Origin of the sequence: Dyadobacter sp. CY343 (assembly GCF_021390335.1) — a bacterium.
Classification (GTDB): domain Bacteria; phylum Bacteroidota; class Bacteroidia; order Cytophagales; family Spirosomataceae; genus Dyadobacter.
This window is the reverse complement of sequence record NZ_JAJUXK010000001.1, coordinates 745,614-771,708: the sequence shown is the minus strand read 5'-3', so window position 1 is coordinate 771,708 and position 26,095 is coordinate 745,614. Positions and strand designations below refer to the sequence as shown.

The window sequence follows — 26,095 nt, the reverse complement described above, 5'->3', positions numbered from 1 at the left end:
ACAGACAAATGCTCTACCCAAATACATTAGAACAAAAACTAGGTTTTGACAAACTCAGGGAGCGATTAAAAGAAGCTTGTATCAGCACGCTGGGACAGGCTTTTGTTGAAAAAATTAAGTTTTCGGAGAATTTTACGCTGGTTGAAAAGCTGGTGAGCCAGACCGCCGAAATGCAGCGGATCCTTGAAATCGGTGAAAATTTCCCTTCACAAAACTATATTGATGCGACGCCCTATCTGAAAAGGGCCGCTATTGAAGGAATGCTACTGACCCAGGCAGAATTCTCAGACCTGAAAGCTTCCTTGCAGACTATCAAGCTGTGTATCAGATTCTTCGAGAATCAGGAACCTGAATCCTACCCTATTCTAGGCGAATATTCCAGAAATATCCGTGTTGACAAAGCTATCACTGACGCGATTGAACGCATTATCGACGACCGCGGGCAGATTCGCGATTCGGCTTCTTCGGAATTGTCGCGAATTAGAAAACGGCTGATTTCCGAGCAGGCGGGCATTCGCAAAAAGCTGGATACTATATTGAAATCGGCCCGGAGCAGTGGCTGGATCGGCGACGACGTTTCGCTCACAGTGAGAAATGGTCGCATGGTCATTCCGGTCGCGGCCGAGCACAAACGCAAGGTGAAAGGTTTTATTCACGATGAATCTGCTACCGGGCAAACGGTTTTCATCGAACCAACTGACGTTTTTGAATCGAATAATGAAATCCGTGAACTGGAATATGAGGAAAGGCGCGAGATCAACCGGATATTGCTTGAACTGACGAGTCAGCTCCGTCCTTATGTACCCGATCTGCAAAAAGCGTATGGATTTTTGGGATTGATGGATTTTCTGCGCGCCAAAGCCAAACTGGCTGCGGAAATGAATGCGATCAACCCGCCATTTACCAACCGTCAGTTTATAGACTGGCGCAATGCGCGGCACCCGCTGCTGCATTTGTCTTTTCAAAAACAGGGAAAAAAAGTTGTACCGCTGAATATCGAACTGAACGAAAAACAAAGGATACTGATCGTTTCCGGGCCGAATGCGGGTGGTAAATCGGTTTCGCTCAAAACGGTCGGGCTGATCCAGTATATGTTTCAATGCGGGCTGCTGGTGCCGGTAGAGGAAGGTTCTTCCATGGGATTTTTCCAGAATATCTTTATTGACATCGGCGACGAGCAATCACTTGAAAATGACCTGAGTACGTACAGCTCCCACCTGACTAATATGCGCCACTTTCTGACGGTATCGAACCGGCGCACATTGTTTCTGATAGACGAATTCGGGACAGGAACCGAGCCGGGTCTGGGCGGGGCGATCGCGGAATCTATATTGGAGAATTTAGTCAAATCGGGCGCTTATGGTGTGATCAATACGCATTATACGAACCTGAAAGTACTTGCAGACAAGACGGACGGGCTTGTAAATGGCGCAATGCGGTTTGACGGGGAGCACCTGGAACCACTTTACCAGCTTGAAATCGGCCGGCCGGGCAGCTCGTTTGCATTCGAGATTGCATCGAAGATCGGGTTGCCTGAGGCGGTGGTCAACCGGGCGAAGGAAAAGCTTGGTAAGCAGCAGGTTAACTTCGAAAAATTACTGAAAGAGCTCGATATTGAGCGGCGCGTTTTTGCTGAGAAGAATATTGAAGTGGGTATTAAAGAAAGGAAGCTAGCCAAGCAGCTTTCTGATTATACCGCATTAAAGGAGAATCTTGAGAACAACGAAAAGAAGATCGTCAACGAAGCAAAACAGAAAGCTAAAAACCTGATTTCTGATGCTAATCAGTTGATTGAAAATACAATACGCGAGATCAAGGAGAACAAGGCAGAAAAGGAAAAAACGAAAACCGTAAGAACTACGCTCGAAACTTTTGGCAAGAAAAACTTGGCATTGGAGGAAGTGGTAGAAACTGCACCCGCCGAGGAAATCTATGAGCCGGAAGGCGGCGATATCGTTCCGGGAAGCTACGTGCGTATTTTGGGACAAACTGCTATTGGCGAGGTACTTGCGATAAGAGGAAAAGATATCGAGATACGGATTGGCGACCTGAAATCAACCGTGAAACTGAACCGCCTTGAAAAGGTTTCCAACAAAACTTACAGAGCTGCCACCGGCGAGAAAAAAGTAAAAACCGTTGCAAAAGGTGTGGACCTGAACGAGCGAATGCTCAATTTCAGCTTCAACCTGGATATGCGCGGCAAGCGGGGCGAAGAAGCACTGGGGCTGGTAGATCAGTTTATGGACAATGCGATTATGCTGGGTTATGATGAACTCAGGATCGTCCACGGAAAAGGCGACGGGATATTGAGAACGCTGGTCAGAAATCACCTTAGAGGGTATTCCCAGGTTCGGGACATGCAGGATGAACATTCAGATCGCGGCGGCGCAGGCGTGACGATTGTGAAATTGAAATAGATTTTTGAATAGCTTAAAACAGAAAATGGGCAGGTGATTGACTCACCTGCCCATTTTCTGTTTTAATATAAAATCTTACAGCTGAGGCTGCTCTGCGACTTTTATTTCTTCCACTGCACCTGGCTTTGGATTTCCAGCCCAGAACCACAATACTGCAAATGCAACGATCAGAATGATCGGAAAAGTGAGCATAGTAGCCAGTGTAGCTTGTCCAGAAGCCAGCTCCAATGCAGGGCCGGTAAGACCTTGCGCCGAGTATTCAGCGTGCGATGAATCGATCCAGCGACCGATGATCGGCTGGAATATTGAAGTGGATAACATACCTACCCCACCGATGATTGACATTCCCAAAGCGCCACTCAACGGAACCCGCTGTGCTACGAAACCGATAACCGTTGGCCAGTTGAAACATACACCCAGACCAAAAATAACAGCCGCAAAATAAGCGATCGGGCCAGTTACAGTGCTAAACATATAAATACCTATTGCTGCCAGAACCGCTCCGAAAAGCAGAATACCTGTTTGACCCACCATATCCACAACCGGACCAGTGAAAAGTCTTCCTACTGTCATTACCCCGAAAGTCAATGCCAATACCAACATCGGATCTGCTCCGCTGCTGCTCAAAACCACATTCACCCACTGGTTAGGACCGAATTCTGTGATCGCAGTAAGCGCCATGCAGCAGAATATGAAAATATAAAGCGGCGTAAGCATCGCCTGGAAGTTTTTAGCAAGCGAAGTAACACCTTCCACTTTTGGTCTTGGGAAAGGCTGTCCGAAGAAAAGGAATGCATAAACGATCGTAGGAAGCATCAATACCCAGATCTGAGTCTGCCATGAGAACCCGCCGTCGGTCATGAATTTTGAGATCAAACTTCCCAATACAATACCGCCTGGGAACCACATGTGGAAGCGGCCGAGCATTTTGTTCAGCTTGTTGCTGCTGTACATATCCGCGATCATCGGGTTACAAGCTGCTTCAGTGCAACCGTTACCAAATCCGATAAAGAATGTAGAGATCAGCAAACCCATGTATCCGCCGGCATAGATTGTCAGCAGAATACCGAGTGTGTGCGCCACAACTGCTACCTGCATGATGATTTTAGGACCCACCGAGTGATAAACGATCCCGCCTATAACCATCGAAATAGGGAAACCAAAGAAGAACATGGAGTTGATAAAACCCAGCTGCTCGGCAGAAAGGTTGAACTCCGATCCCAGCTGAGGAAGAATACCCGCCCTGATACTGAAGGAAAAAGCCGTCGTAATGATCGCTAGACAACTGGCATTGAAAAGCCTGTTGGCATTAACTGTTTGAGTCATAAGACTTAAAGGGTTTAATTATTTAAATTAGATGATTTTGAAAGTGATTCAGCACAATGTTTTAACCTTGGAATTTCACAGAAAAAACAAATTCAATTCGATTCTACTGCTTTTAATGGCGTTTTAGGGGTGTATTTTAAGTGTTAAAATTATATTTGTAAGAAGTAAGAGTCATCTATGCTACTCTTTATACTTTTAAAATCTTTTCAAAACTTTAAACCAACTGGAATGTCAAGAAAGATCAGAATGGGCATGGTAGGTGGTTCCCTGGACGCATTTATTGGCGGGGTTCATCGTCGTGCAGCGATCATGGATGGAGAAATTGAACTTGTTTGCGGCGCTTTCAGCTCCGATCCGGCGAAGTCAAAAGAGACAGGAAAAGCATTATACCTACCGGAGCACCGCGTTTATAATGACTTTGAGGAGATGATCGCGAAAGAGAAGCAGTTGCGGGAAGGCGAGCGGATGGATTTTGTAGCGATTGTTACCCCAAACCACGTTCACCACGCTCCTACCAAACTTGCCCTTGAAAACGGTTTCCATGTCGTTTGCGATAAACCAATCACTTTAAATACCGAAGAAGCAGAAGAAATAGTGGCTCTGGTTGAAAAAACAGGGTTGATTTTCTGTCTTACGCATAATTACACGGGTTACCCGATGGTGAAAGAAGCGCGCGAACTGATTGCTTCCGGAGCGATCGGCAAAGTCCGCAAAGTGATCGTTGAATATCCGCAGGGCTGGCTTGCTACGCTCGTGGAAGTGACTGGTAACAAGCAGGCTGCCTGGCGCACAGACCCTAAGCGCTCCGGCGCGGCAGGCGGGCTGGGCGACATTGGTACTCACGCAGAAAACCTTGCTGAATACATTACAGGCCTCAAAATCACACAAATCTGCGCCGATCTGACGATTTTCGTAGAAGGTCGCCTGTTAGATGATGACGCGCACATTTTGCTTCGTTTTGACAATGGTGCGAAAGGTATCCTTCAAAATAGTCAGATTGCCAACGGGGAAGAAAACGACCTGAACATCCGCGTTTACGGAGAAACTGGCGGACTTCAATGGAAGCAGCTGGATCCAAATACGCTGATTCACAAGACCAACCACGGAGCGCGCATTATCCGTACAGGAGTTGGTAATCTTTCAAAAGCTGCACAGGTGCACACCCGCATTCCAGCCGGGCACCCTGAGGGTTACTTCGAGGCATTTGCCAATCTTTACCGCAATTTCGCACTTCATGTAAGAGCCTCCTGGGAAGGCCGGAAAGTAGATCCTGTTTACGATTTCCCTACTGCTCAGGACGGTTTGAGAGGCATGAAGTTCATCGACGCCGTGATTGCCTCGGACAAGACGGACACGAAGTGGACCAATTTCTGACCTCCTAGTTACTCAATTCAAATTCAACCCGCCCCGGCGGCCTTTTTCACCTAATATCTATTCCCATTTATGAATAAAATTAAAGTTGGCGTTGTCGGCACAGGTTTCATCGGCCCCGCGCACATTGAAGCGTTGAGACGCCTTCCTAATGTTGAAGTAGCTGCACTTTGCGAAGTAACTCCTGAATTAGCGAGAAGTAAAGCTGATTCACTTGGCATTGCCCGCTCTTATACTTTCGATGAGCTGCTGCAACAAGATGATATTCAGGCTATTCACATTTGTACGCCAAACTTCCTGCATTACTCTCAGTCGAAAGCTGCTTTGCTGGCTGGCAAGCACGTTATTTGCGAAAAACCCTTAGCAAAAGACCTGGCAGAAGCGGAAGAACTGGTGGAGCTGGCTGCAAAAACCGGACTGGTGAATGCAGTACACTTTAATCTTCGCTACTATCCGCTGGCGCGCCAGATGAAATCGATGCGCGAAAAAGGTGAGTTGGGTGAGATCTATTCTTTCATCGGTTCTTACCTGCAAGACTGGCTTTTCTACGAAACGGATTATAACTGGCGTTTGGAGCCGGACAAATCGGGAGATTCCCGTGCGATCGCTGATATTGGTTCGCACTTAATGGATATCCTCGAATACATTACCGGGCTGAAAACAGTAGCTGTCATGGCGGATTTCAATACCATTCATAAAACGCGTAAAAAGACGCTGAAACCGGTGGAAACGTATTCGGGTAAAATGTTGCAGCCGGAAGATTATGCGGATGTACCTATTACCACAGAAGATCACGCGAACGTATTGCTGCGTTTTGATAATGGAAATAAAGGGGTGATCACAGTTTCCCAGGTTTCTGCCGGTCGTAAAAACCGCATGACACTGGAAATTGCCGGTTCTAAAAAGACTTTCAACTGGTGCTCAGAGTCGCCAAATGAAATGTGGATCGGTAACAGAGATAAGAGCAATGAAATATTGCTGCGTGATCCTTCACTGGTTAATGAAGATGTTCGCTCTACGATCACTTTTCCAGGCGGCCACAACGAAGGCTTCCCGGACACTTCGAAGCAAATGTTCAAGGAAGTGTACGCCGCCATTGCCGAAGGCAAACAACCAGAAAATCCAACATTCCCAACGTTCGCAGATGGGTACCGCGAATTGCTTATTTGCGAGAAGATACTTGAAAGTAATCGCGCGCAGGCGTGGGTGGCGATTTAATTTTGAATTAGTGAATGAGTGAATGAGTGAATAATTTTCAGTTCAGTAACACACACACAGGTCTTGGAAAAGGTAAATACAAAGGAAGATTTTGCGTCTTTAATGCGACAGAGAACAAAGCAGTTTGTTTTGCGGAGCATTAAATTATTCGAGGCTTTGCCACATAACGAGCAGGCACGGATAATAGGTCGGCAATTCCTGAGGTCTTCTTCATCTGTTGGAGCAAATTATCGTGCAGTTTGCCGATCCAGAAGTCAAAAAGAGTTTTACGCCAAGATAAGTGTGACAATCGAAGAAGCCGATGAAACTTTATTCTGGCTGGAAATAATATCTGAATCCGGGCTACTTCCAATTGAAAAACTTAAAGCTTTGATTCAAGAAGCCGAAGAGATTGTAAAAATTTTGTCGAAGGCACGAAAATCATTAAACTAAAAATTCACTCATTCACTCATTCACTCATTCCCCGTTCCACGGCGGCTCATTCAATAATTCAATCATTCAAAATTGAAACTATGAAAACTATCAAAGGGCCCGGGATTTTCCTGGCGCAATTCCTTGGCGACGAGGCTCCGTTCAACTCTTTGGATACGATTGCAGATTACATGGCGGGGTTGGGCTACAAAGGCCTTCAACTTCCTACCTGGGATCCGCGGGTGATCGATGTGAAGCAATGCGCTGAGTCGCAGACTTATGCAGACGAACTGAAAGGTAAATTGAAAGATAAAGGCTTGGAAATTACCGAGCTGGCTTCTCATATCATCGGCCAATTAGTGGCTTCTCATCCTGTTTATGATGAAATGTACGACGGTTTCGCTGTTCCGGAAGTACGCAATAACCCGAAAGCGCGTGCTGAATGGGCTACCGAGCATTTGAAACTGGTTGCCAAGGCAAGTCAGAGATTGGGGTTGAAAGCGAGTGCTACTTTTTCAGGAGCATTGGCGTGGCCTTTCCTGTATCCATGGCCGCAGCGCCCTGCAGGACTGGTTGAAACTGCATTCAAAGAACTGGCTGCCCGCTGGAAGCCAATTCTGGATGTATATGACGAAAACGGCGTGGATGTAGCTTACGAGCTGCACCCGGGCGAAGACGTTTTTGACGGTAGTACTTTCGAAATGTTCGTGGATTACCTCGACGGTCACACGCGTGCGAATATCAACTACGATCCAAGCCATTTTGTATTGCAGCAACTTGATTATCTGCAATTTATAGATCTGTACCACGATCGTATCAAAGCATTTCACGTAAAAGATGCTGAGTTCAATCCTACCGGAAAGCAAGGCGTTTACAGCGGATTTGCGGGCTGGGCCGACCGCGCTGGTCGCTTCCGTTCGCTTGGAGACGGGCAGGTTGATTTTGGAGGAATTTTCTCAAAACTATCTCAGTATAACTACGATAGCTGGGCAGTTCTGGAATGGGAATGTTGCATTAAGTCGCCGGTACAAGGCGCGGCCGAAGGTGCTCCATTCATCGAAAGCCATATTATAGAGGTTACTACGAAAGCATTTGATGACTTTGCAGGAACGGGAGCTGATGAAGCTTTCAACCGCAAAGTTTTAGGGTTGTAATTGTCGAACGTACAAGTATAAAAAAAACCTGTCTTCCTTATGGAAGGGAGGTTTTTTTTATACCGTCAGTCAGTTGATCTTCGTTTTAATAAGTATCATTTTTAATTGTTTCGAATACCAAAAATTAACCGTTTACCTGTTCTGTAATGCTTGATAAACTCTATTCAAACTTGGGAAATCACATCAGATCAATCGGCATTGCCGCATTTATCTGCCTTGGTTTCGCTTCATTCGCGCAAACTGTCACGCCCGAAAAGCGGGTGCTCGTTTTTTCTAAAACCGCCGGATTCCGGCATTCTTCCATTCCTGCCGGTAAAGCTGCTATTATGAAGCTGGGTAAAGAGAATGGATTTTCTGTTGACACAACCGAAAATGCAGTGGCATTTTCTGAGAAAAACCTTCAAAAATACAGCGCGGTCATTTTCCTGAACACAACAGGTAATATCCTGAATGACAAGCAACAAGACGCTTTCGAGCGTTATATTCAGGCTGGCGGCGGCTATGTGGGCGTTCACGCGGCAACGGACACTGAATATGAGTGGCCATGGTATAACAAACTTTCAGGAGCCTACTTTGCAAGCCACCCGGGAAATCCGAATGTGCAGGAAGGCGAAGCTTTTGTAGTGAACGACCAGCATCCTTCTATGGAAGGCTTTCCAAAAAAATGGAAGATCAAGGATGAATTTTATGATTTCAAAGATTTTAACAAGAACGTAAAAGTGCTCGTTAAGATCGACGAAAAAACCTATAAAGATGGAAAAATGGGCGACGACCACCCGATGTCGTGGTACCATGAATATGACGGCGGGAAGGCATTTTACACCAACTTCGGTCACGAAGACGCGACTTATGTGGATCCTGTTTTTGTAAAACACTTCATCGGTGGCCTGAAATGGGCGATGGCTGCTAAGCTTGATTATTCCAAAGCACGCCCGGAGGAAAACAGGTTCAGCAAAAAAGTATTGGCTACCAAGCTGGACGAGCCGACTGAGCTGGTTGTTCTGGACGATCACCGCGTTTTACTGGCTGAGCGTAAAGGCAAATTAAAACTATACAATCCGAAAACAGGTAAGATCAAGGTAGCTGGTGAAGTTCCTGTATACACGAAGCAGGAATATGGATTAATGGGGTTGAATATAGACCCGAACTTTAAGACGAATAAACTGATCTATATGTACTATTCGCCGCTTTCGTCGGCTGCGGATACTGCCCAGCATTTGTCCCGCTTTAAATATGATGACGTTAAAGACACATTGCTGTTGGACACCGAGGAAGTATTATTGACGGTTCCTGTTAAAAGAACCGATTGCTGCCACACCGGCGGCTCAATCGCGTGGGATGCGAAAGGAAATCTGTACTTATCGACCGGCGATGATGTGAATCCTTTTCAATCGAACGGTTTTGGTCCGATTGACGAACGGCCGGGCCGGGAAGGTTTTGACGGTCAGCATACTTCATCCAACACGAACTCTTTGAGAGGTAAGGTACTGCGGATCAAGCCGCGTTACGGCGATCGTCGTGCGAATATGCCAGGCGGAACAAACTTATATGATATTCCGGAAGGCAACCTTTTTGCTGCTGGAAACCCCAAAGCCAGACCAGAGATTTATGTAATGGGAACCCGCAATCCTTACCGTATTTCGGTGGATCAGCGCACAGGTTATTTGTATTGGGGAGATGTAGGTCCGGATGCTTCACTTGACGATCCTAAACGTGGGCCGCGGGGATACGATGAAGTAAACCAGGCCAGAAAAGCAGGCTATTACGGTTATCCGCTATTTATTGCTGATAATAAACCTTATATCGACTTCAACTTCGCGGACAGTACTTCGGGAAAACCATTTGACGCTGCGAAACCGATCAATAACTCGCCGCACAACACTGGTTTACAAGAACTGCCGCCAGCTAATCCGGCATTTATTTTCTACCCTTATGCCGATTCTCCTGAGTTTGGTGCGATTGTGGGAAAAGGCGGGCGAAATGCGATGGCAGGGCCGGTATATTATGCCGCTGATTTTCAACCCAGCAAGGCAAAATTCCCGGATTATTATAGTGGAAAGTTCTTTGCCTACGATTGGATCCGCGATTATATCAATATCGTGACCATGAACGAGCAGGGCGATTTGAAGAGTATTGAACGGTTTATGCCAAATACTAAATTCAGTCACCCGATTGATATGCAATTTGCAAATGACGGGTCGCTTTATACATTGGAATACGGACCGAACTGGTTTGCTCAAAATGACGAGGCGAGTTTGTCCCACATCACATTCAATGCAGGTAACCGCGTGCCGGTGGCTGCTGCCTCGGCTACCAATACCACAGGCGCCACTCCTCTGAAAGTGAATTTCTCATCAAAAGGATCAATGGATCACGATGGAGACGCAATTAAATATGAATGGTCGTTTGGTAAAGGTTTGCCAAAGAGCGCATTGCCAAATCCCAGTTACACCTACGCGAAAGCTGGTGAATATACTGCTGTTCTGAAAGTGACCGACAAAGTAGGTAACTCCAATACTTCGGAAGTAATTGTCAGAGTTGGTAATGCGATTCCGAAGGTGGATCTGGCTATTAAAGGAAACAAGACTTTTTACTGGAATGAAAAACCGGTGAACTATGAAGTTTCCGTTTCGGATAAGGAAGACGGAAGTATCGACGACAAGAAGATACCGGAAGAGGAAGTTACATTGACGATCAACTACCTGGAAGGTTTTGATAAAACGATGCTTGCGCAGGGTCACCAGGCAAATACAGGTTTCGAAACTGGAAAACGGCTCATTGAGCTGAGTGATTGCAAAGCTTGTCACTCGGTAGATAAAAAATCCATCGGACCGGCTTACCGCGAAGTAGCCAAGAAATATGCAAGCGAACGCAACTCACTTAAAATGCTCAGTGACAAAGTATTGAAAGGCGGCAGCGGCGTTTGGGGCGAGCAGGCAATGCCAGGGCATCCTCAGCACAAAACGGAGGAAATCGATGAAATGGTTAAATACATTCTGTCGCTTGCAAATGATAAGGCAGTGGACAAAAAGCCGCTGAAAAGCAGCTATGTAACGCAGGCCAAAAAGAAAGACGGATCGTATATTTTCACGGCCAGCTACACCGACAAAGGAAACGGAACGGTGGGGCCGCTCACAGGCTCAAAAACGATCGCACTGCGTCCGGCAACACTTTTGGCTGCTACGGCTGACAGTACCAGAAGTACAGCCAGCTTCAAAACAGAAAACGGAGAGATTGTTTTAGGATTGAAAGACGGAAGTTTCATCGCATTCCACGATATCGACCTGACTGAGATCACAAATCTGGCCGTAGCTGTGGGTGGCCGCGAAGGACAAACAGCCGGAGGTATGCTAGAAATCCGCCTTGACTCACCAGCCGGTACAAAGATCGGCGAGGGTAAGGTTGAAAAATCCGAAACATTGAACATTCCTGTCAAAGCTGCTGCTGACGGAAAAATGCACAAACTGTTTTTTGTCTTCAAAAATCCATCTGCCGGGCAAAAGCCGCTTTTCTCGATCGGAACTGTACGGTTTGACAATGCGGTAATGTAAAGAGTTAATATAAAAAAAAGCAAAGTGCGGGCTTCTGATAGAGGTCCGCACTTTTTTTGTGCTACTTCGCAAACCCTTCAATACCTAATCCAAATAGCGCGAAATCGTATTTGACGGGGTCTGAACCATCCAGTAATTTAAGTGAGGCAGTTAGTTCGAGGGCGGTTTGCCAGTCGGTGACGGGGCGTTTGATCAGGCCGAGCAGGCGGGAAACACGGTCTACATGTACGTCGCAGGGACATACCAACTGGGCTGGGGAAATGCTATTCCAGATTCCGAAATCTACTCCTTTATCATCATTACGCACCATCCAGCGCAGGAACATATTCAACCTTTTGCAGGAGGATTTGCGGACTGGCGTCGCGATGTGTTTTTTGGTTCGGGTGGGGAAATTTTCTGAATCACTAAACAGGTTATGAAAACCTATTAATGCGTTTTCAATTGTCTCACTATCATTTGACAAATGGCTGCTGAATGCATATTCCAGCGAATCGTGACTTCTGTAATAGTTTTGGAAGAAATGCAGGAAATAGAGGGTGTCCGTCGCATTGAAGGTCCGGTGCTTGAAATTGAGAAAGGGCTTTAAATCATTGTCCGTATGGTTCTTCACAAAATCATAAGGTGCATTGTCCATGAGCGAGGCGAGTTCAATACACTTATTGATAATCGTCTTGCGCTGGCCCCAGGCTAGAATAGCTGCCCAGAATCCCATTATCTCAATATCCTGCTTGATTGAAAATCGGTGGGGAATGCTGATCGGGTCGAAAGGAATGAAGTCGGGCTTGTTGTACTGCGCCACTTTTTCCTCCAACAGATCAAAAATATAGGAAGGAACGGGAGAATCAGCGCTCGGCATGGCTACCTCCAAACAGGTAAGCCACAACTCTTGAGATACCCGAAAAAAACATGACAATTGCTGAGAATACGAAGGTAAAAACAGCGACGAAAGGATACAGTATCGTGAACATCACACTCCAAACCTTGTAGCCGGCTGTTTTTTTCAGTGCAGCTCTCTCTTCTTCTCTTTTAGAACGAAATTCCGGTGAATGTTTCATAGCAATCTTACTAACAAAATTATTCCAGGTAACTCACAACCGCCCGGAAACGCTTACTATTGGGGGAAACCTTTTCGAATGCGCGGGAAGACAATTTGATCACAATATCATCATTCACACTCGTGTCAGGAATCCTTCCAATGATTCTTACGATAATTTTTTCCTGATTATATTCATTCAAAACTTCTACCAATGCTCCCACCGGCGCAGTGCGGTGAAGCCCCAAAAACTTGCTGGTACTTTCGTCCGTTTCGATCACTTCTGCCAGGCCGGATTCCGATTTTTTCTTACCTCTTACAACTTTCGGCGCTTCCACTACCTCTTCAACGGGCTTCACAACTTTCTCAGGTACAACAGCTTTGGCTTTTACCGAGTCTTTAACAACAGTGGTCGTGGTAACTTTTGGTGCAACCGGCGCAGTTACCGCAGGAGCTGGCTTTTCTGTACCTTTTTCACCTACGATTAATTCCTGACCATCCTTCAAATTATCATCTGCCAAATTATTCCACTTACGCAAATCGGCCATCAAAACACCATATTTGACTGCGACGCGGTACAAAGTTTCTCCCGGTGCAACGATATGCTTTCCATTTGTGGACACCGAAACGGCAGCTCCGGCAGTTGGTGCGGAAGTGGTAGCAGGAGTTGGGGTTGTAGCAGGCGCAGGATCGGCAGGTTTCGTTTCTTTCGCCTCAGCTGCCTGGGCTTCTTTCTTTTCCTCCCTCTTCGCTTCGCGCTCCTCTTTCTTAACTTCCTTTTTTGTCATTTTCGTGTAGGGAACACGAATCGTCTGACCGGACTGGATCTGATCACTCATCCCGGGGTTGGCTTCACGAAGCGCCTGGATTGTAGTACCATACTGGCGAACCACCGCAAACATAGTCTGCCCCGGATTGACCTGATGTATGACAAAAATCTTCCCTCCCGCTCTCTCAATACCCACCGAATCCACTGCATTAAATCCCGCTGCCCGGGCACCGACCATTCCAGATAAGATACCTGCCACCAAAGTCAGGCAAAAAATGTATTTCATTTATTATGAAAGCGTTAAACTCGAAAACTCATTGTTGTTTCTCAGATAAACCAGCGTTGAAGCTTTTAATAGCATGGTGGAACGACCTATGCCGGCGCGTTCTTCAGATAGCTTTTCGTGAAGAACAGATTCCCCCCGATCCGTCACGATCAGAAGATATTGCGCTGTTTTATCCTGATGGTAAATATAATAAGAAAAGATAATATAGGGTCTCTTCTCCAAATAATCAATACTGATGGGTTCGTGCCCTCCGGTTTCCTTGCTGATAAAAGAAGCCAGCTTATCAAAAAAGCTGTTTCCTTTCTTGTAACGAACAGGCTCCGTCAAAATTATTTGATTTTCCTGCTGCGGCTGACTTTCTGACTGTGCAGAAATTGAGCCCGAGCGGACATCGCAATGCTTATAAGTAAACAGCACAGCCGTTTTGGTAGCAACTTCGATAGTATGATCGTCGATTACTCTCACCATTAAATAGTTTGGCAAGCTCCACAGGATCTCTCCCGTTTGGGCCGAGAAAGCCGACAAGTCGGTAGGTTCGGGAAGGTCGGGATAGCGGTAATGATGCAGGAAGAATGTACCGTTTGAAAATGCGGTCATGGATGCCCACCAGTCCATTCCTTCCGGGATACCCTGCCAGATCACCCCTTCTTTTGATAGATCCAGAATAGCGACTGACGCAATTTTTTTCTCCGTATCACGCAGCTCAATAGCCCATTGGCCGCTACCCGGATTTGCGTCAGGGATAATTCGCCAGATGTGCTGGGAAAAGGTATATGAAAAGAGTTTTTGCAATTTTTAGCTTTATTTTGGGTCAAAATAGAAAGTTACCAAACAAACAACGACCTCGTGCGAATATTAGGAATAATCCCTGCCCGCTACGCTTCTACCCGTTTTCCGGCAAAGGCGCTTGTGGACATCGGGGGTAAAAGTATGATCCAGAGAGTTTACGAACAATCATCGAAAGCTACAAAACTTGATCGGGTGGTGGTAGCTACCGACGACGAGCGGATACAGGAGCACGTAAAAGGTTTTGGAGGATTAGTAGTAATGACATCTCCAGACCACCAGAGCGGCACTGACAGATGCTATGAAGCTTTGCTTAAAATAGAAGGAACTTTCGACTATGTTATTAATATTCAGGGAGATGAACCTTTTATCAGTCCTGAACCTATCGATCACCTGGCTCAGGTGCTTGATCAGAAAACGGAGTTGGCGACGCTGGTAAAAGTCATTGATCAGGAAGATATTCTCTTTAACCCCAATGTGCCAAAAGCAGTTTTAAACAAAAAAAACGAGGTCATGTATTTCAGCCGGCAGACAATTCCTTATTTAAGAAATGCGGAAAAAGAGCAGTGGCTTAATACACATACTTTCTACAAACATATTGGAATTTACGCTTACCGGACAGACGTTCTGGCGGAAATCACAAAGCTGCCCGTATCTGCATTGGAAAAGGCGGAAGCCCTTGAACAACTGCGCTGGCTTGAAAACGGTTACGCAATTAAAGCAGTAATAACTTCCGACGATTCACATGGTGTGGACACCCCCGACGACCTTGACCGGGTGACTAAAAAGTTCTTGTAGCCAAGTCAAATCTACATAAGTGGTATGCATTTTTTAGCTTTCTGAGGCAACGTATAGGGTAAGGTGTGATTGTCTTAAAAAGTGTTAAAACAGGTATTTTTATACCACACTTCGAAAATGCCGCGTTACCCTTACAGGCATTTCCATTTAACCATCAATGAAAAAACAAGCTTATGCAATATAACATTCTCTGGGCCGACGATGAAATAGACCTTCTTAAACCACATATCATGTTCCTTACGAACAAGGGTTATAATGTAACTCCTGTCAACAGCGGTGCCGACGCACTGGATCGTATTGAAAATGATCGTTTTGACATTGTTTTCCTGGATGAAATGATGCCCGGAATGACGGGCCTGGAAACGCTGGCGCAGATCAAGCAGCAGCAACCCAACCTTCCGGTGGTGATGATTACCAAAAGTGAGGAAGAGCACATCATGGAAGACGCAATTGGCTCTAAAATAGATGATTACCTGATCAAACCTTTGAATCCAAACCAGATTCTATTGTCTGTTAAAAAGATACTCGACAATAAAAGGCTGGTGACTGAAAAAACGACTTTGAGTTATCAGCAGGAATTCAGAAGTCTGGCTATGCAGTACCAAGACCGCATTGGTCACGAAGAATGGGCTGATATTTACAAAAAACTCATTTACTGGGAATTGGAGCTGGAAAGTTCTGAGGATCAGGGAATGTCAGAAGTTTTCAGTATGCAGAAAAGTGAGGCGAATGCCAATTTCTGCAAGTTTATTGAAGAAGAATATGAAGACTGGTTGAACGACCCAAGGTCAGACAAGCCAATCCTGTCGCATCAGTTGATGAAACAGAAAGTGTTCCCGCATCTGAAAGGCTCCGATGATCCGGTGTTCTTCCTTTTGATAGATAATTTCCGTTATGATCAGTGGAAAATGATCCAGCCGATCTTGCAGGAGTATTTTAATATTGAAGAAGAGTCTTCCTATTACTCGATCCTTCCGACTACAACTGGCTATGCGCGAAATGCGATATTCTCAGGCTTAATGCCTAGCGAAATGGAGCGGAAACATCCGCAGTGGTGGGTAAGCGATGAAAACACGCCGGATGGTGAAGAAGGTTTGAACAACCACGAACAGGATTTCCTGCAAAAACAGCTGGAAATGAACCACTTCAATATCAAGTTTTCTTACCACAAGATATTAAATACAAACCAGGGAAAAGCGCTGATCGATAATTTCAGTAATATGCTGAACAACCAGCTGAATGTAGTGGTCTACAATTTCGTGGATATGCTTTCACACGCAAGGACCGATGTTCAGATGATCAAAGAACTTGCGCCGGACGAAGCCGCGTACCGGTCTATTACCAAGTCCTGGTTCCAGCATTCGCCGCTTCTGGATTTTATAAAAAAGGTAGCAGAAAAGAAATGCAGGCTGATATTGACTACCGACCACGGTATGATCCGCGTGCAAAAACCTGTGAAAATTATTGGCTACCGTGAGACAAATACGAATCTGCGTTATAAGCATGGAAAAAACCTGGGTTTTGATGATAACCACTTGATGGTGTGCCGCAAGCCTGAGCGGATTTTCCTTCCAAAACCGCACGTTTCGACGTCTTACGTATTCACCAAGGAGGATTATTTCTTCGCCTATCCGAATAACTATAACCAATATGTGAACCTCTACCGCGATACCTTCCAGCACGGAGGAGTTTCGCTGGAAGAGATGATCATTCCTGTGATTGATATGACTTCGAAATAGGTCAAGTTCTTCAAAACAGAAAAAGCGAGCGCATCACTGCACTCGCTTTTTCTGTTTTATAAATAATCGATTAACTGATCGTTACGCTGCCATTTTCGCATTTCAATACGCGGGCGGGAAACCTTTTGATGAAATCGTGGTTGTGGGTCGCCATTAAAATTGCTGTTCCGGCATTGTTGATCGTCCGGAACACATTAATGATCTGGTCGCCAACTTCGGGGTCGAGGTTACCCGTAGGTTCGTCCGCTATGAGGATCTTCGGCTCGTTCAGCATTGCACGGGCTATTACCACGCGCTGCTGCTCTCCGCCGGAAAGCTGATGCGGCATCCGTTTGTGGGCGGTTCCTAACCCAACCTGCATGAGTACCTCAGCAATTCTCTTCGAAATTTTCGCCTGCTGATCCCAGCCCGTTGCACGAAGTACAAACGCGAGGTTATCTTCAACCGAACGATCAGAGAGAAGCTGAAAATCCTGAAACACAATACCAATCTTGCGTCTGAGAAAGGGAATATCAGCTCTTTTGATATGATGGAGCTCGTAGCCGGCCACCTTTGCAGAGCCGGTATGCAGCCACAAATCTGCATAAAGCGTTTTTAACAGAGAACTTTTTCCACTGCCGGTACGCCCGATCAGGTAGACAAATTCACCCTTTTTGATTTCGAAATTCACATCATTTAAAACAGGACGGTCACCCTGATAAATATCCGCCTGTTCCAGTGCGATAATCGGCTCCGACGACTCAGTCATAGATTCTATTTAGTAGCAATAATCTTAAGAATTACCTTTTTTGTAATCAGCAAGAAACTTCTCAAGACCAATATCTGTCAGCGGGTGTTTCAACAATGCTTCCATTGCGCTTAACGGCCCTGTCATTACATCAGCACCAACTTCTGCGCACTGAATAATGTGCATTGGGTGACGAACGGATGCCGCAAGTACCTGTGTATCAAACCCGTAATTTCTATATATAGTAAGTATTTGCTCAATCAATCCAATACCGTCAGTTGAGATATCGTCCAGACGGCCAATGAATGGTGAAACGTAAGTCGCACCTGCCTTAGCTGCAAGTAGTGCCTGACCGGCAGAGAAGATCAATGTACAGTTGGTACGCACACCTTTTCCTGAAAAATATTTCAGAGCTTTTACACCCTCTTTGGTCATTGGAATTTTAACCACAATCTTATCGTCGATCTCAACAAGTTCCTCACCTTCACGAATCATTCCTTCCAAATCGATCGAGATTACTTCTGCACTTACGTCTCCATCTACAATATCGCAGATAGCCTTATAGTGACGCATGATATTATCCTTACCGGTAATTCCTTCTTTTGCCATCAACGATGGGTTTGTAGTAACGCCATCTAAAACGCCAAGCGCCTGTGCCTCCTGGATTTCATGCAGGTTGGCAGTGTCAATAAAAAATTTCATAACGGGAATTTATTGGTTAGAATATTCCACAAAAGTAGAAAACGCTGGTCAAATGCAAAAAAAAAGAAGGGGAACACCAGGGGGGCGGAAATAAAAAAAGGCAAACCGAGAATCTCACCGCATCGACCACCTACCCTTGCTTCCGTCAGGACCTGGGGGATTCGGAAGGAGCTGGTAGTTCCGATTTGCCGGGTGCAAAGATAAAGACATTTTATTGACAAAAAGAAAACATTCATTTCGCGTTTCGGGCTACTTTTGTGCGAATCATCTAGAAATGAACCAGTATGCCCCGCTTATTTTCTTCAATTTTTTTATTTGTCTTTTACGCGTGCTCTCAATCTTCCGATACTTACCTCAAAAAAGGGAAAGAATTAATGCAGGAAGGTAAAACCAGGGAGGCGATCGAGTTTATCAACACTGCGATTGAAAAGAATACATCCAGTGCCGAAGCCTTTAATCTTCGGGCAGTTGCCTATTACGAATTGAAAGAATTCCCGAATGCATTGCTTGACTTCGGGCAGGCTATCAAATTAGAGCCTCAATCCTACCGTCCCTATTTCAACCGTGCATTGCTATATACCGACGAAAACAAGCTCGACTCCGCATTTGCCGATTACAACAAAGCAGCCGCCCTCGCCCCGGATACAGCTGATGTTTTCTTAAACCGCGGCCAGGTGCTGGTGCTTATGGAAAAACCGGCTGAGGCGATTGCAGATTTTGAGAAGGCTACGAAACTGGATGTTAATAACAAACAAGCCTGGTATAATCTCGGCAACACCTATTATCGCCAGAAGGATTTCAAAAAAGCGACATTGGCATTTCGTCAGACTGTCAAACTGGACGGTCAATATGGAAAAGCCTTTTATGGCCTTGGGCTTGCTCAATGGTATGACGGCGAGAAAGAGCTGGGATGTACGAACCTGAAACAGGCTTCCAATCTGGGCTATAATGATGCGGCTACCGCACTGGCCCAATTTTGTCAGCAATAGTATCGCTGTCGGTAGGTAAATAATGCATTTACCTGCGCTTATAAATGAAATTCTGATCTTGTATTTCGATTAAATCTAATGAGACTCTTCACCTTATTTTTCGGTATTATTTTTGTCATTTTTGCCTATTTCCAGCTGGATGATCCGGATTCCGGTGTCTGGATTGGGATTTATAGTTTTGCTGCGCTGGCTTGCTTTATGAGCCTCCGCAATCTATGGCCTAGCTGGGTGTTCTATCTGCTGGCTGCGGGCTATGTTGTCGGCGCGGTACTTCAATGGCCGCCGGAGTTTGAAGGTATATTTTTTGGAGAAGCGCAAATGCGGAGCCTGAATATCGAACTTGCCAGAGAATCGCTTGGGCTTTTGATCTGCTCGGTGGTAATGGTTGTGATCGGCAAGTGGGGTACTCCTAGGATTTGATCCAGACTATTTCTTTCAGTCCCAGATCCGCGATTTCTTCTCCGGTTGATAATCTGACAGACAGCGTTCCTTGTTTTGATACCGCGCTCACTCTGCCGGAGTAAATCTGGTCCTGATAAGAGAACTTAACGTCGTTTGAATACCCGTAAAGATTGTTCAAATATTCGTTACGCAGCTCTTTATCCTGTTTTCGCGATCTCAGACGCAGGTAGTATGCATCAATATGTCTGGCCAATTTTTGAAATTCATCCGAAAGAACAAATGCCTCTTGCATCTCTGTTGAAAGTGAAGTAGCAAAACTATTTTCGAAAGCTAACTGATTAATATTCAAGCCAATACCGACAATCGAACTTTTCAGGTTTGCACCCTGGATTGAATTCTCGATTAGTATTCCACAAATCTTTTTTCCGTTAACCTGAATGTCATTCGGCCACTTCACCTGGGTTTCCGTTAAATAGCTTGCTACGTAAGATCGAATACCCAGCGCGATAGTCTGACTGATCAGAAACTGATCGTCTATTTCGAGAAACCGGGGGGCGAGGATAATAGAAAACGTCAGATTTTCACCGGGATTGGCAACCCATTTCGTTCCTCTCTGGCCTCTTCCTGACAGCTGATCGTCAGTTATGACAATCGTCCCTTCGCTGAATAACCCGGCATGCACTATTTCAGCCGCAATGTCGTTTGTAGAATGACAAGTTGGCAGATAGATCACTTTTTTACCAATTATTAGGGTATCCGGTAACGAGTTGTACAATTTTTTTGCTTTACTTTAGGGTTTAGAAAGGAATCCATTACGCATGAAAGAACGCAAAAATAAAGAACTATCTTCAAAAGATCTCTCCGACCTGGTTGTAAGAGGAATGACAGAAAAGAAAGGCCAGGATATTGCAATTCTCGACCTCCGAAAAGTTAAAAATTCAATAACTGATTTTTTTGTTATTTGTTCGGGAAACTCCGATACACAGATAGATGCTTTGGCCACTTCGGTCGAAGACGAGGTTTACAAACTGTCTAAGACAGAACCCTGGCAAAAGGAGGGGAAGGCCAACGGAGAGTGGATTTTAATTGATTATGTGGACGTTGTAGCCCATATATTCAACAAAGATCGCCGTAAGCATTATGATCTGGAAGAACTTTGGGGAGATGCAGAGGTGACATACCTGGAAGATTCCGTGGTATAAAAGGCGGCAGGCGAACATTCGACCTGCCGCAAATGTTGTTTAATAAATTTCCTCTTAATTAGAAACAAAAGAATGTCCGAAAACGATAACAAAAGAGGGCCTCTCAGTCCTAAAAGTCCCCAGAAAGGATATCAGGGCTGGATCATAGCCGCTCTTATAGCCACTATACTCGGGATAACCTACCTGAACCGAACATCGACCATACGCGAGACTACTCAGAAGCGTTTTGAAAAGATGATGGCGGATAAGGAGGTTGAAAGGGTGACCATCGTGAACGATAAGTCCGTGGAGGTTACTTTGAAGCCCGAGGCTTTAAAATCTGACAAATACAAGGTTGTTGCAAAGGAAAATAACTACTTCGGCGGCGAAACTGCTTCGCATTACCAATTTCAGGTAACGTCGGCAGAAACGTTCAAGAAGGATTTTGACAGGATTCAGGAGAAAGTACCTGATGATGACAAAGTGCCTTTTGTGGTAGATACCCGTAATGATTGGACCAGCTTCCTTGGAACCTGGGGCTTTTTTATTGTAATGATATTGGTGATGTACTTCATCCTGGGCAGAATGTCCGGAGGAGTTGGCCCGGGCGGCCAGATTTTCAATATCGGAAGATCACGCGCTACACTTTTTGATGCTGAGAATAAGGTTAAGATCACATTCAATGATGTAGCCGGACTTGATGAAGCAAAAGAAGAGATTAAAGAGATCGTAGAATATCTGCAGAGCCCTGATAAGTTTAAGAAACTGGGTGCGAAAATACCAAAAGGTGCATTGCTAGTAGGACCTCCGGGAACTGGTAAAACTTTGCTTGCAAAGGCAGTAGCCGGTGAAGCTGGTGTTCCGTTCTTCTCTCTGTCAGGTTCTGACTTTGTGGAAATGTTCGTTGGTGTGGGTGCGGCGCGTGTTCGTGACCTTTTCAAACAAGCAAAGGAAAAAGCGCCTTGTATCATCTTTATTGATGAGATTGATGCAGTAGGTCGTTCACGCGGACGTGGCGCAATGCCAGGTTCAAATGACGAACGTGAGAATACATTGAACTCGCTGTTGGTCGAAATGGACGGTTTTGCTACCGATTCTGGTATCATTATCGTAGCTGCAACCAACCGCCCCGACGTACTGGATCCGGCATTGCTTCGTCCAGGCCGTTTTGACAGACAAATATCCGTTGACAAGCCAGATGTAATTGGTCGTGAAGCCATTTTCAAAGTGCATTTGAAACCTTTGAAACTAGCTACTGACGTTAATATTCAGAAGTTGTCTTCCCAAACCCCTGGTTTTGCAGGTGCTGAAATTGCGAACGTTTGTAATGAGGCTGCATTGATCGCAGCTCGTAGAAATCGCGACGAAGTTACTATGCAGGATTTCCAGGATGCAATGGACCGTGTGATCGGTGGTTTGGAGAAAAAGAATAAATTGATCTCACCGGAAGAAAAGCAGATTGTTGCTTATCACGAAGCAGGCCACGCAGTAGCAGGCTGGTTCCTGGAACATGCTGATCCGTTGGTTAAGGTGTCGATCGTTCCGCGAGGTGTAGCTGCGTTAGGTTATGCACAATATCTCCCACGTGAACAGTATCTGTATCGTACGGAGCAGTTGTTTGACGAAATGTGCATGACACTTGGCGGAAGAGCTGCCGAAGATGTTGTGTTCGGTAAAATTTCAACCGGCGCATTGAGTGACCTGGAAAGAGTTACGAAAGTGGCTTACAGCATGGTTACGATGTACGGAATGAATGAAAGGATAGGAAATATTTCGTTTTATGATTCAAAACAGTCTGATTATGCATTTACAAAGCCATATTCAGAAGCCACCTCACAGGCGATCGATGAAGAGGTAAGAACGTTGGTTGACAAAGCCTATCAGTTTGTTAAAAACCTTTTGAGCGAGAAACGGGAAGCTTTGGAAGTACTTGCAAAAGAGCTTCTTGAAAAAGAAATTCTGTTCCAGAGTGACCTTGAAAAGCTGATCGGCAAACGCCCTTACGAAAAGGAAACGAGCTACCAGGCTTACATCAATCGTCGCTCTAATGAAGAAGCTGCTATTCATGAAGAAGTTGTGAAGCACACTTTGGAGAAAGAGAAAGACGATCAGAAAAAGGAGGAAGAATTGGCAGAAGCTGAAAAAGGCGCTTCAAATGACTAGAAATCGAAATAAATAATATAAAATAGTAGCCGGGCAGTAAATCGCCCGGCTATTTTTTTGACCTCGTGGCAACACATAAACTTCATAATATGTCTTTCGAAATTTTCAAGCAGCAATTCGGTGATCTGGATGAATATGTTATTCAGGAAAGCACTACGGGCAACAGGTGTGTGATTGTTCCTGAGCTGGGAGCAATAGTACGTCAGCTTTCCCTGCGCAAAGAATTAACCCTTTTCTCCATCCTCAAAACGCCTCCAACTCCTGAAATGCTGAGGGAAGATTCCAAAAGCGCCAGTGAGTTACTATTTCCGTTCGCCAGTCGCATTCCACAAGGAAAATACCGGTTTCTCGGAAAGGAATATCAATTGGAGAAGAACGAAACCGGAAACCAGAATGCGATTCACGGATTAGTTAGAAAGCAGCATTTTCAGTTGGAAGAACAAGCGGTGCATTCAGATCATGCATTGCTGAAATTGTCCTACCAACTCGACTCGCCTGACGGTTATCCTTTTCAGGTAAAATTCCAGGTTCAATATGCATTGCATTCGGATGGACGATTTACTGTCGACTACGACGCCGTGAACCAGGGCACTCAGCCCTGCCCGGTCATGTTTGGCTGGCACCCCTATTTTGTGCTTGGAAATGAAGATGTAGATGCCTGGAAGATCAATATACCATCCAATACAGTGGTGACTTTTGACGATAATCAGATTCCAACGGGTACAGCGAATCTGGCGCTTGACAAGCCAACCCTATTGTACAAAAAAGCATTTGACAATGCTTTCGTGGTAAGCAGCGACGGTGCCGCTGCGACAACGGAATTGATTTCAGAAAATCAGCACATTACATTAAAAATCACACAGCAAACGGGCGAAGGCAAATTCAACTATCTGGTGATTTATACACCACCTGCGCGGGATTGCATTGCAATAGAGCCACTTACAGCGAATGTAGACAGTTTCAATTCGGGTGACGGACTGAATATTCTCGCTCCCGGTCACACGATTGAGGGAAGGATCACTTTGAAGCTTGACTAGTTTGTCGGTTGTACCATACCCATTTATTCCAGATCAGTCGCCAATGTGTGGCGTAACCCACGTGAGCGGCGAGAATGGCTGACTTCGTTTTTAAATCATCCCGATAACGCATATTGTAAGATAGTATCCGTAGAGACTTTGTTTTTACGGATGCTCTTTCGTCTTCCCAATGTTGCAGAATTTCCGTCAGGAAAGCTTTGGAAGGGAAGCTTTTAATGTCGGCTGGATTACTGAGCTTTGTATAATTCCCCCCCGTAAATGCGGCTGCAACGCCTAGCGACTCCATCATCAGATTATAGAAACCTTTCCGGCGGGCGACTTTGGTAACATATTGCCAGTCCATCGAATGGGCGAAACGTTGCAGAAGCCGGACGAAATCTGCCATATATTTCAACTTATCCCACTGTTCAACACCCGCGTGATGTACCAGCATCATAAGAAACTGGTTTTCAATTCTGGGTATTTTCACCGCCTTTCCCATGATGGTATATTCCATCATATCCTGACTTAGCTCGTCCCAGGAAAAGTTGAATAAATATCTCGGATAGCTGCAATTCCATTGAATTTCAAGCGATTGTAATGTATTTTCTTCAATGGGAGTTAACGGGAGCTGATAATCGGTATTTAGGTATTCCTCCGAAGTATCCTTTTCATTGAGCAGATATTGCCGGTAGCTGTCAGGTTCGAAGCCATTTTTGGAAAAAACGGCAAGACTGTTCTTGATATCATGCTTGGCTACAAAAAAATCAATATCTCCAAACTCCCTCAAACTCGGTTTTTCATAAAGCATCCAGGCCCACAATGCGCCTTTCATCAGAAATACCGAGATACCGCGATCTGTAAGTTGTTGGTATAAGTCGACTGAAATGCTGGAAAAGGCCATATTGGTAACCGCCTGACCAACGCTGAAATCTTTCAGATAAGCAACTACCCGATCAGCACGATCGCCTGCAGCAGGCCCTGTTAGATTTTCAAAAAGTAGTGGCCGAACCTGGTTCCACCTGGCTTGCCTTTGTAATTTGACCCAATCAAATTCTCTTCGTTCGACCGGAAATGGCAGCGTACATGCATCACCCAAAGATGCCTTTATCAGTAAGCTCATCTCGGGTGTTAAAATCATTTTTCGTCAGTGCTTAATGCGAGCCTTTCTTCTACCCATTTTTCCAAGTTACCAAAACCCTCAGGGCGTCGTTTCTTTAACGTTTCCGCCACCTTTGCGCAAACGATCGTCTGCATGAAATGTCTCTTTAAATAATCGCCGGTCAGCAATTCAACGGGCAGCGGAAAGTGCTTTATCAGTTCGCCGGGCAATTCCGTAATACTTAAATGCTCAGTGGCAGCCCTGTTTTTTGCTTTGTGTAAAAAGAAAAGCTTACCCAATGCGACCGGCTGGTCAGGGAAAGCGGATTTGGGCTGATACGCAAACTTATTTACTCCTTCACTGACCGGACTTAAATCCGCCATTTCGTAGTGAAGACCTTCAACAGTCTTGTTCCAGATTTTTAATTGCGGGTAAGCGGGGATAACGTTGACTTTCCCATTCTCTTCAATTTTAATTGCAGTAAGATCATCACTTAAAAGCTGACAACCTGCTTTGATAAACGCAGCGGCAGTTGTCGATTTACCTGTCCCGGGAGCGCCCATAAAGCACCAGGCTTCATCCCCTACCATTACCGAGCTGGAATGAAGCAGGAACAAACCTCTCTGGAACAATATAAATCCCAATGCTTCACTGATCGTAAAAAGGCTCAGCAGATTAGCGTCGTCGGAGAATGTATCTACGATCAATATATTGCCGTTTTTGGCCTGGAAAGCTGCAATATCCTCCCAAAAAAGATATAGATTATCTTCGCTTTGCCCGAAAGATGCGCGGGTAGCCCGGCGGTATATTTGAGTTTTTGTCAGCGTGGGGAGTGTGATCCCGCCAACTTTAATGTGCAGATCAACCGGGGCGTTAGCGTCGCCGGTTATAAGTTCGGGCAGGGGAATTTCAGATCGGATATTCAGCCCGAAGGCCTTATAATAATGCATGTAT

General features: G+C 45.4%; 23 protein-coding genes. 13 read left to right on the top strand and 10 right to left on the bottom strand.

Going from position 1 to position 26,095, the window contains the following annotated elements:
* Nucleotides 1–8: 8 nt before the first annotated feature.
* Nucleotides 9–2,417: an endonuclease MutS2 gene (locus LZG94_RS03130; protein ID WP_233790489.1), complete on the top strand. Its 2,409-nt coding sequence runs from the start codon at nucleotides 9–11 to the stop codon at nucleotides 2,415–2,417.
* 75 nt (nucleotides 2,418–2,492) lie between these two features.
* Here the strand turns inward: LZG94_RS03130 and LZG94_RS03125 are convergent, their stop codons facing one another.
* Nucleotides 2,493–3,743 (bottom strand): sugar MFS transporter, encoded by a 1,251-nt coding sequence (locus LZG94_RS03125; protein WP_233790488.1) that lies wholly within the window; start codon nucleotides 3,741–3,743, stop codon nucleotides 2,493–2,495.
* A gap of 246 nt (nucleotides 3,744–3,989) precedes the next feature.
* On the opposite strand from LZG94_RS03125, the gene LZG94_RS03120 reads away from it, so the two are divergent.
* The 5 genes from LZG94_RS03120 to LZG94_RS03100 all read left to right on the top strand — a co-directional run bounded on the left by LZG94_RS03120 (nucleotide 3,990) and on the right by LZG94_RS03100 (nucleotide 11,448).
* Nucleotides 3,990–5,117 carry a Gfo/Idh/MocA family protein gene (locus tag LZG94_RS03120; protein ID WP_233791113.1) on the top strand — a complete coding sequence of 376 codons (1,128 nt, stop codon included), beginning with the start codon at nucleotides 3,990–3,992 and terminating at the stop codon, nucleotides 5,115–5,117.
* 69 nt (nucleotides 5,118–5,186) lie between these two features.
* Nucleotides 5,187–6,332 (top strand): Gfo/Idh/MocA family protein, encoded by a 1,146-nt coding sequence (locus tag LZG94_RS03115; protein ID WP_233790487.1) that lies wholly within the window; start codon nucleotides 5,187–5,189, stop codon nucleotides 6,330–6,332.
* A 63-nt stretch (nucleotides 6,333–6,395) separates the two neighbouring features.
* Nucleotides 6,396–6,764: a four helix bundle protein gene (locus LZG94_RS03110; RefSeq protein ID WP_233790486.1), complete on the top strand. Its 369-nt coding sequence runs from the start codon at nucleotides 6,396–6,398 to the stop codon at nucleotides 6,762–6,764.
* 80 nt (nucleotides 6,765–6,844) lie between these two features.
* Entirely contained in the window at nucleotides 6,845–7,897 is a 1,053-nt protein-coding gene (locus LZG94_RS03105; RefSeq protein WP_233790485.1) for a sugar phosphate isomerase/epimerase, read from the top strand.
* Between the two features lie 146 nt (nucleotides 7,898–8,043).
* Entirely contained in the window at nucleotides 8,044–11,448 is a 3,405-nt protein-coding gene (locus tag LZG94_RS03100; RefSeq protein ID WP_233790484.1) for a ThuA domain-containing protein, read from the top strand.
* Between the two features lie 61 nt (nucleotides 11,449–11,509).
* Here LZG94_RS03100 and LZG94_RS03095 read toward each other — a convergent pair whose 3' ends face one another.
* The 4 genes from LZG94_RS03095 to LZG94_RS03080 are packed head-to-tail and all read right to left on the bottom strand — an operon-like array spanning nucleotide 11,510 to nucleotide 14,328.
* The gene (locus LZG94_RS03095; RefSeq protein WP_233790483.1) at nucleotides 11,510–12,304 is read right to left on the bottom strand and encodes a TIGR02757 family protein; all 795 of its coding nucleotides are present in this window, start codon (nucleotides 12,302–12,304) and stop codon (nucleotides 11,510–11,512) included.
* Complete coding sequence (locus LZG94_RS03090; protein WP_215233590.1) at nucleotides 12,291–12,503, bottom strand: hypothetical protein; 213 nt, start codon at nucleotides 12,501–12,503, stop codon at nucleotides 12,291–12,293. Before LZG94_RS03090 ends, LZG94_RS03095 begins: the two co-directional genes overlap by 14 nt.
* 19 nt (nucleotides 12,504–12,522) lie before the next feature.
* Nucleotides 12,523–13,536 (bottom strand): LysM peptidoglycan-binding domain-containing protein, encoded by a 1,014-nt coding sequence (locus LZG94_RS03085; protein ID WP_233790482.1) that lies wholly within the window; start codon nucleotides 13,534–13,536, stop codon nucleotides 12,523–12,525.
* A gap of 3 nt (nucleotides 13,537–13,539) precedes the next feature.
* The gene (locus LZG94_RS03080) at nucleotides 13,540–14,328 is read right to left on the bottom strand and encodes a DUF4905 domain-containing protein (RefSeq protein WP_233790481.1); all 789 of its coding nucleotides are present in this window, start codon (nucleotides 14,326–14,328) and stop codon (nucleotides 13,540–13,542) included.
* Between the two features lie 54 nt (nucleotides 14,329–14,382).
* On the opposite strand from LZG94_RS03080, the gene kdsB reads away from it, so the two are divergent.
* The gene (gene kdsB / locus LZG94_RS03075; RefSeq protein WP_233790480.1) at nucleotides 14,383–15,120 is read left to right on the top strand and encodes a 3-deoxy-manno-octulosonate cytidylyltransferase; all 738 of its coding nucleotides are present in this window, start codon (nucleotides 14,383–14,385) and stop codon (nucleotides 15,118–15,120) included.
* Between the two features lie 173 nt (nucleotides 15,121–15,293).
* On the top strand, nucleotides 15,294–16,859 hold the full coding sequence (locus LZG94_RS03070) for a bifunctional response regulator/alkaline phosphatase family protein (RefSeq protein ID WP_233790479.1): 1,566 nt from the start codon (nucleotides 15,294–15,296) through the stop codon (nucleotides 16,857–16,859).
* A gap of 70 nt (nucleotides 16,860–16,929) precedes the next feature.
* On the opposite strand, the gene LZG94_RS03065 is transcribed toward LZG94_RS03070, so the two are convergent.
* A complete protein-coding gene (locus tag LZG94_RS03065) occupies nucleotides 16,930–17,607 on the bottom strand; it encodes a cell division ATP-binding protein FtsE (RefSeq protein ID WP_215233595.1) in 678 nt (225 codons plus the stop codon).
* A gap of 24 nt (nucleotides 17,608–17,631) precedes the next feature.
* Nucleotides 17,632–18,288 (bottom strand): fructose-6-phosphate aldolase, encoded by a 657-nt coding sequence (gene fsa / locus LZG94_RS03060; protein ID WP_149638914.1) that lies wholly within the window; start codon nucleotides 18,286–18,288, stop codon nucleotides 17,632–17,634.
* A gap of 284 nt (nucleotides 18,289–18,572) precedes the next feature.
* Here fsa and LZG94_RS03055 point away from each other — a divergent pair, with 284 nt between their 5' ends.
* Complete coding sequence (locus LZG94_RS03055) at nucleotides 18,573–19,277, top strand: tetratricopeptide repeat protein (protein WP_233790478.1); 705 nt, start codon at nucleotides 18,573–18,575, stop codon at nucleotides 19,275–19,277.
* 78 nt (nucleotides 19,278–19,355) lie between these two features.
* On the top strand, nucleotides 19,356–19,697 hold the full coding sequence (locus LZG94_RS03050) for a transmembrane 220 family protein (RefSeq protein ID WP_233790477.1): 342 nt from the start codon (nucleotides 19,356–19,358) through the stop codon (nucleotides 19,695–19,697).
* Here the strand turns inward: LZG94_RS03050 and LZG94_RS03045 are convergent.
* Nucleotides 19,687–20,412 carry a biotin--[acetyl-CoA-carboxylase] ligase gene (locus tag LZG94_RS03045; protein ID WP_233790476.1) on the bottom strand — a complete coding sequence of 242 codons (726 nt, stop codon included), beginning with the start codon at nucleotides 20,410–20,412 and terminating at the stop codon, nucleotides 19,687–19,689. The two genes, LZG94_RS03050 and LZG94_RS03045, sit on opposite strands and share 11 nt — an antisense overlap.
* Nucleotides 20,413–20,497: 85 nt before the next feature.
* Here LZG94_RS03045 and rsfS point away from each other — a divergent pair, with 85 nt between their 5' ends.
* From rsfS to LZG94_RS03030, 3 genes are all read left to right on the top strand, one after another.
* Nucleotides 20,498–20,881, top strand: a complete 384-nt coding sequence (gene rsfS, locus LZG94_RS03040; protein ID WP_215233599.1) for a ribosome silencing factor — start codon at nucleotides 20,498–20,500, stop codon at nucleotides 20,879–20,881.
* Between the two features lie 72 nt (nucleotides 20,882–20,953).
* Nucleotides 20,954–23,023 carry an ATP-dependent zinc metalloprotease FtsH gene (gene ftsH / locus LZG94_RS03035; RefSeq protein WP_233790475.1) on the top strand — a complete coding sequence of 690 codons (2,070 nt, stop codon included), beginning with the start codon at nucleotides 20,954–20,956 and terminating at the stop codon, nucleotides 23,021–23,023.
* An 89-nt stretch (nucleotides 23,024–23,112) separates the two neighbouring features.
* Complete coding sequence (locus tag LZG94_RS03030) at nucleotides 23,113–24,060, top strand: aldose 1-epimerase (protein WP_215233601.1); 948 nt, start codon at nucleotides 23,113–23,115, stop codon at nucleotides 24,058–24,060.
* On the opposite strand, the gene LZG94_RS03025 is transcribed toward LZG94_RS03030, so the two are convergent.
* Together LZG94_RS03025 and LZG94_RS03020 are read right to left on the bottom strand one after the other, a co-directional pair.
* Entirely contained in the window at nucleotides 24,041–25,162 is a 1,122-nt protein-coding gene (locus LZG94_RS03025; RefSeq protein WP_233790474.1) for a nucleotidyltransferase family protein, read from the bottom strand. The genes LZG94_RS03030 and LZG94_RS03025 overlap by 20 nt on opposite strands.
* Before the next feature lie 14 nt (nucleotides 25,163–25,176).
* A complete protein-coding gene (locus tag LZG94_RS03020) occupies nucleotides 25,177–26,091 on the bottom strand; it encodes a serine kinase (RefSeq protein ID WP_233790473.1) in 915 nt (304 codons plus the stop codon).
* Nucleotides 26,092–26,095 lie beyond the last annotated feature (4 nt).

Bases quoted from the DNA above. Each gene is read 5' to 3' on its own strand.
- LZG94_RS03090 (WP_215233590.1), bottom strand. From the start codon at position 12,503: ATGAAACATTCACCGGAATTTCGTTCTAAAAGAGAAGAAGAGAGAGCT.
- LZG94_RS03085 (WP_233790482.1), bottom strand. From the start codon at position 13,536: ATGAAATACATTTTTTGCCTGACTTTGGTGGCAGGTATCTTATCTGGA.
- LZG94_RS03070 (WP_233790479.1), top strand. From the start codon at position 15,294: ATGCAATATAACATTCTCTGGGCCGACGATGAAATAGACCTTCTTAAA.
- LZG94_RS03065 (WP_215233595.1), bottom strand. From the start codon at position 17,607: ATGACTGAGTCGTCGGAGCCGATTATCGCACTGGAACAGGCGGATATT.
- LZG94_RS03130 (WP_233790489.1), top strand. From the start codon at position 9: ATGCTCTACCCAAATACATTAGAACAAAAACTAGGTTTTGACAAACTC.
- LZG94_RS03115 (WP_233790487.1), top strand. From the start codon at position 5,187: ATGAATAAAATTAAAGTTGGCGTTGTCGGCACAGGTTTCATCGGCCCC.
- LZG94_RS03030 (WP_215233601.1), top strand. From the start codon at position 23,113: ATGTCTTTCGAAATTTTCAAGCAGCAATTCGGTGATCTGGATGAATAT.
- LZG94_RS03050 (WP_233790477.1), top strand. From the start codon at position 19,356: ATGAGACTCTTCACCTTATTTTTCGGTATTATTTTTGTCATTTTTGCC.
- LZG94_RS03020 (WP_233790473.1), bottom strand. From the start codon at position 26,091: ATGCATTATTATAAGGCCTTCGGGCTGAATATCCGATCTGAAATTCCC.
- ftsH (WP_233790475.1), top strand. From the start codon at position 20,954: ATGTCCGAAAACGATAACAAAAGAGGGCCTCTCAGTCCTAAAAGTCCC.
- LZG94_RS03025 (WP_233790474.1), bottom strand. From the start codon at position 25,162: ATGAGCTTACTGATAAAGGCATCTTTGGGTGATGCATGTACGCTGCCA.
- LZG94_RS03120 (WP_233791113.1), top strand. From the start codon at position 3,990: ATGGGCATGGTAGGTGGTTCCCTGGACGCATTTATTGGCGGGGTTCAT.
- LZG94_RS03100 (WP_233790484.1), top strand. From the start codon at position 8,044: ATGCTTGATAAACTCTATTCAAACTTGGGAAATCACATCAGATCAATC.
- fsa (WP_149638914.1), bottom strand. From the start codon at position 18,288: ATGAAATTTTTTATTGACACTGCCAACCTGCATGAAATCCAGGAGGCA.
- LZG94_RS03105 (WP_233790485.1), top strand. From the start codon at position 6,845: ATGAAAACTATCAAAGGGCCCGGGATTTTCCTGGCGCAATTCCTTGGC.
- LZG94_RS03125 (WP_233790488.1), bottom strand. From the start codon at position 3,743: ATGACTCAAACAGTTAATGCCAACAGGCTTTTCAATGCCAGTTGTCTA.
- LZG94_RS03095 (WP_233790483.1), bottom strand. From the start codon at position 12,304: ATGCCGAGCGCTGATTCTCCCGTTCCTTCCTATATTTTTGATCTGTTG.
- LZG94_RS03055 (WP_233790478.1), top strand. From the start codon at position 18,573: ATGCCCCGCTTATTTTCTTCAATTTTTTTATTTGTCTTTTACGCGTGC.
- rsfS (WP_215233599.1), top strand. From the start codon at position 20,498: ATGAAAGAACGCAAAAATAAAGAACTATCTTCAAAAGATCTCTCCGAC.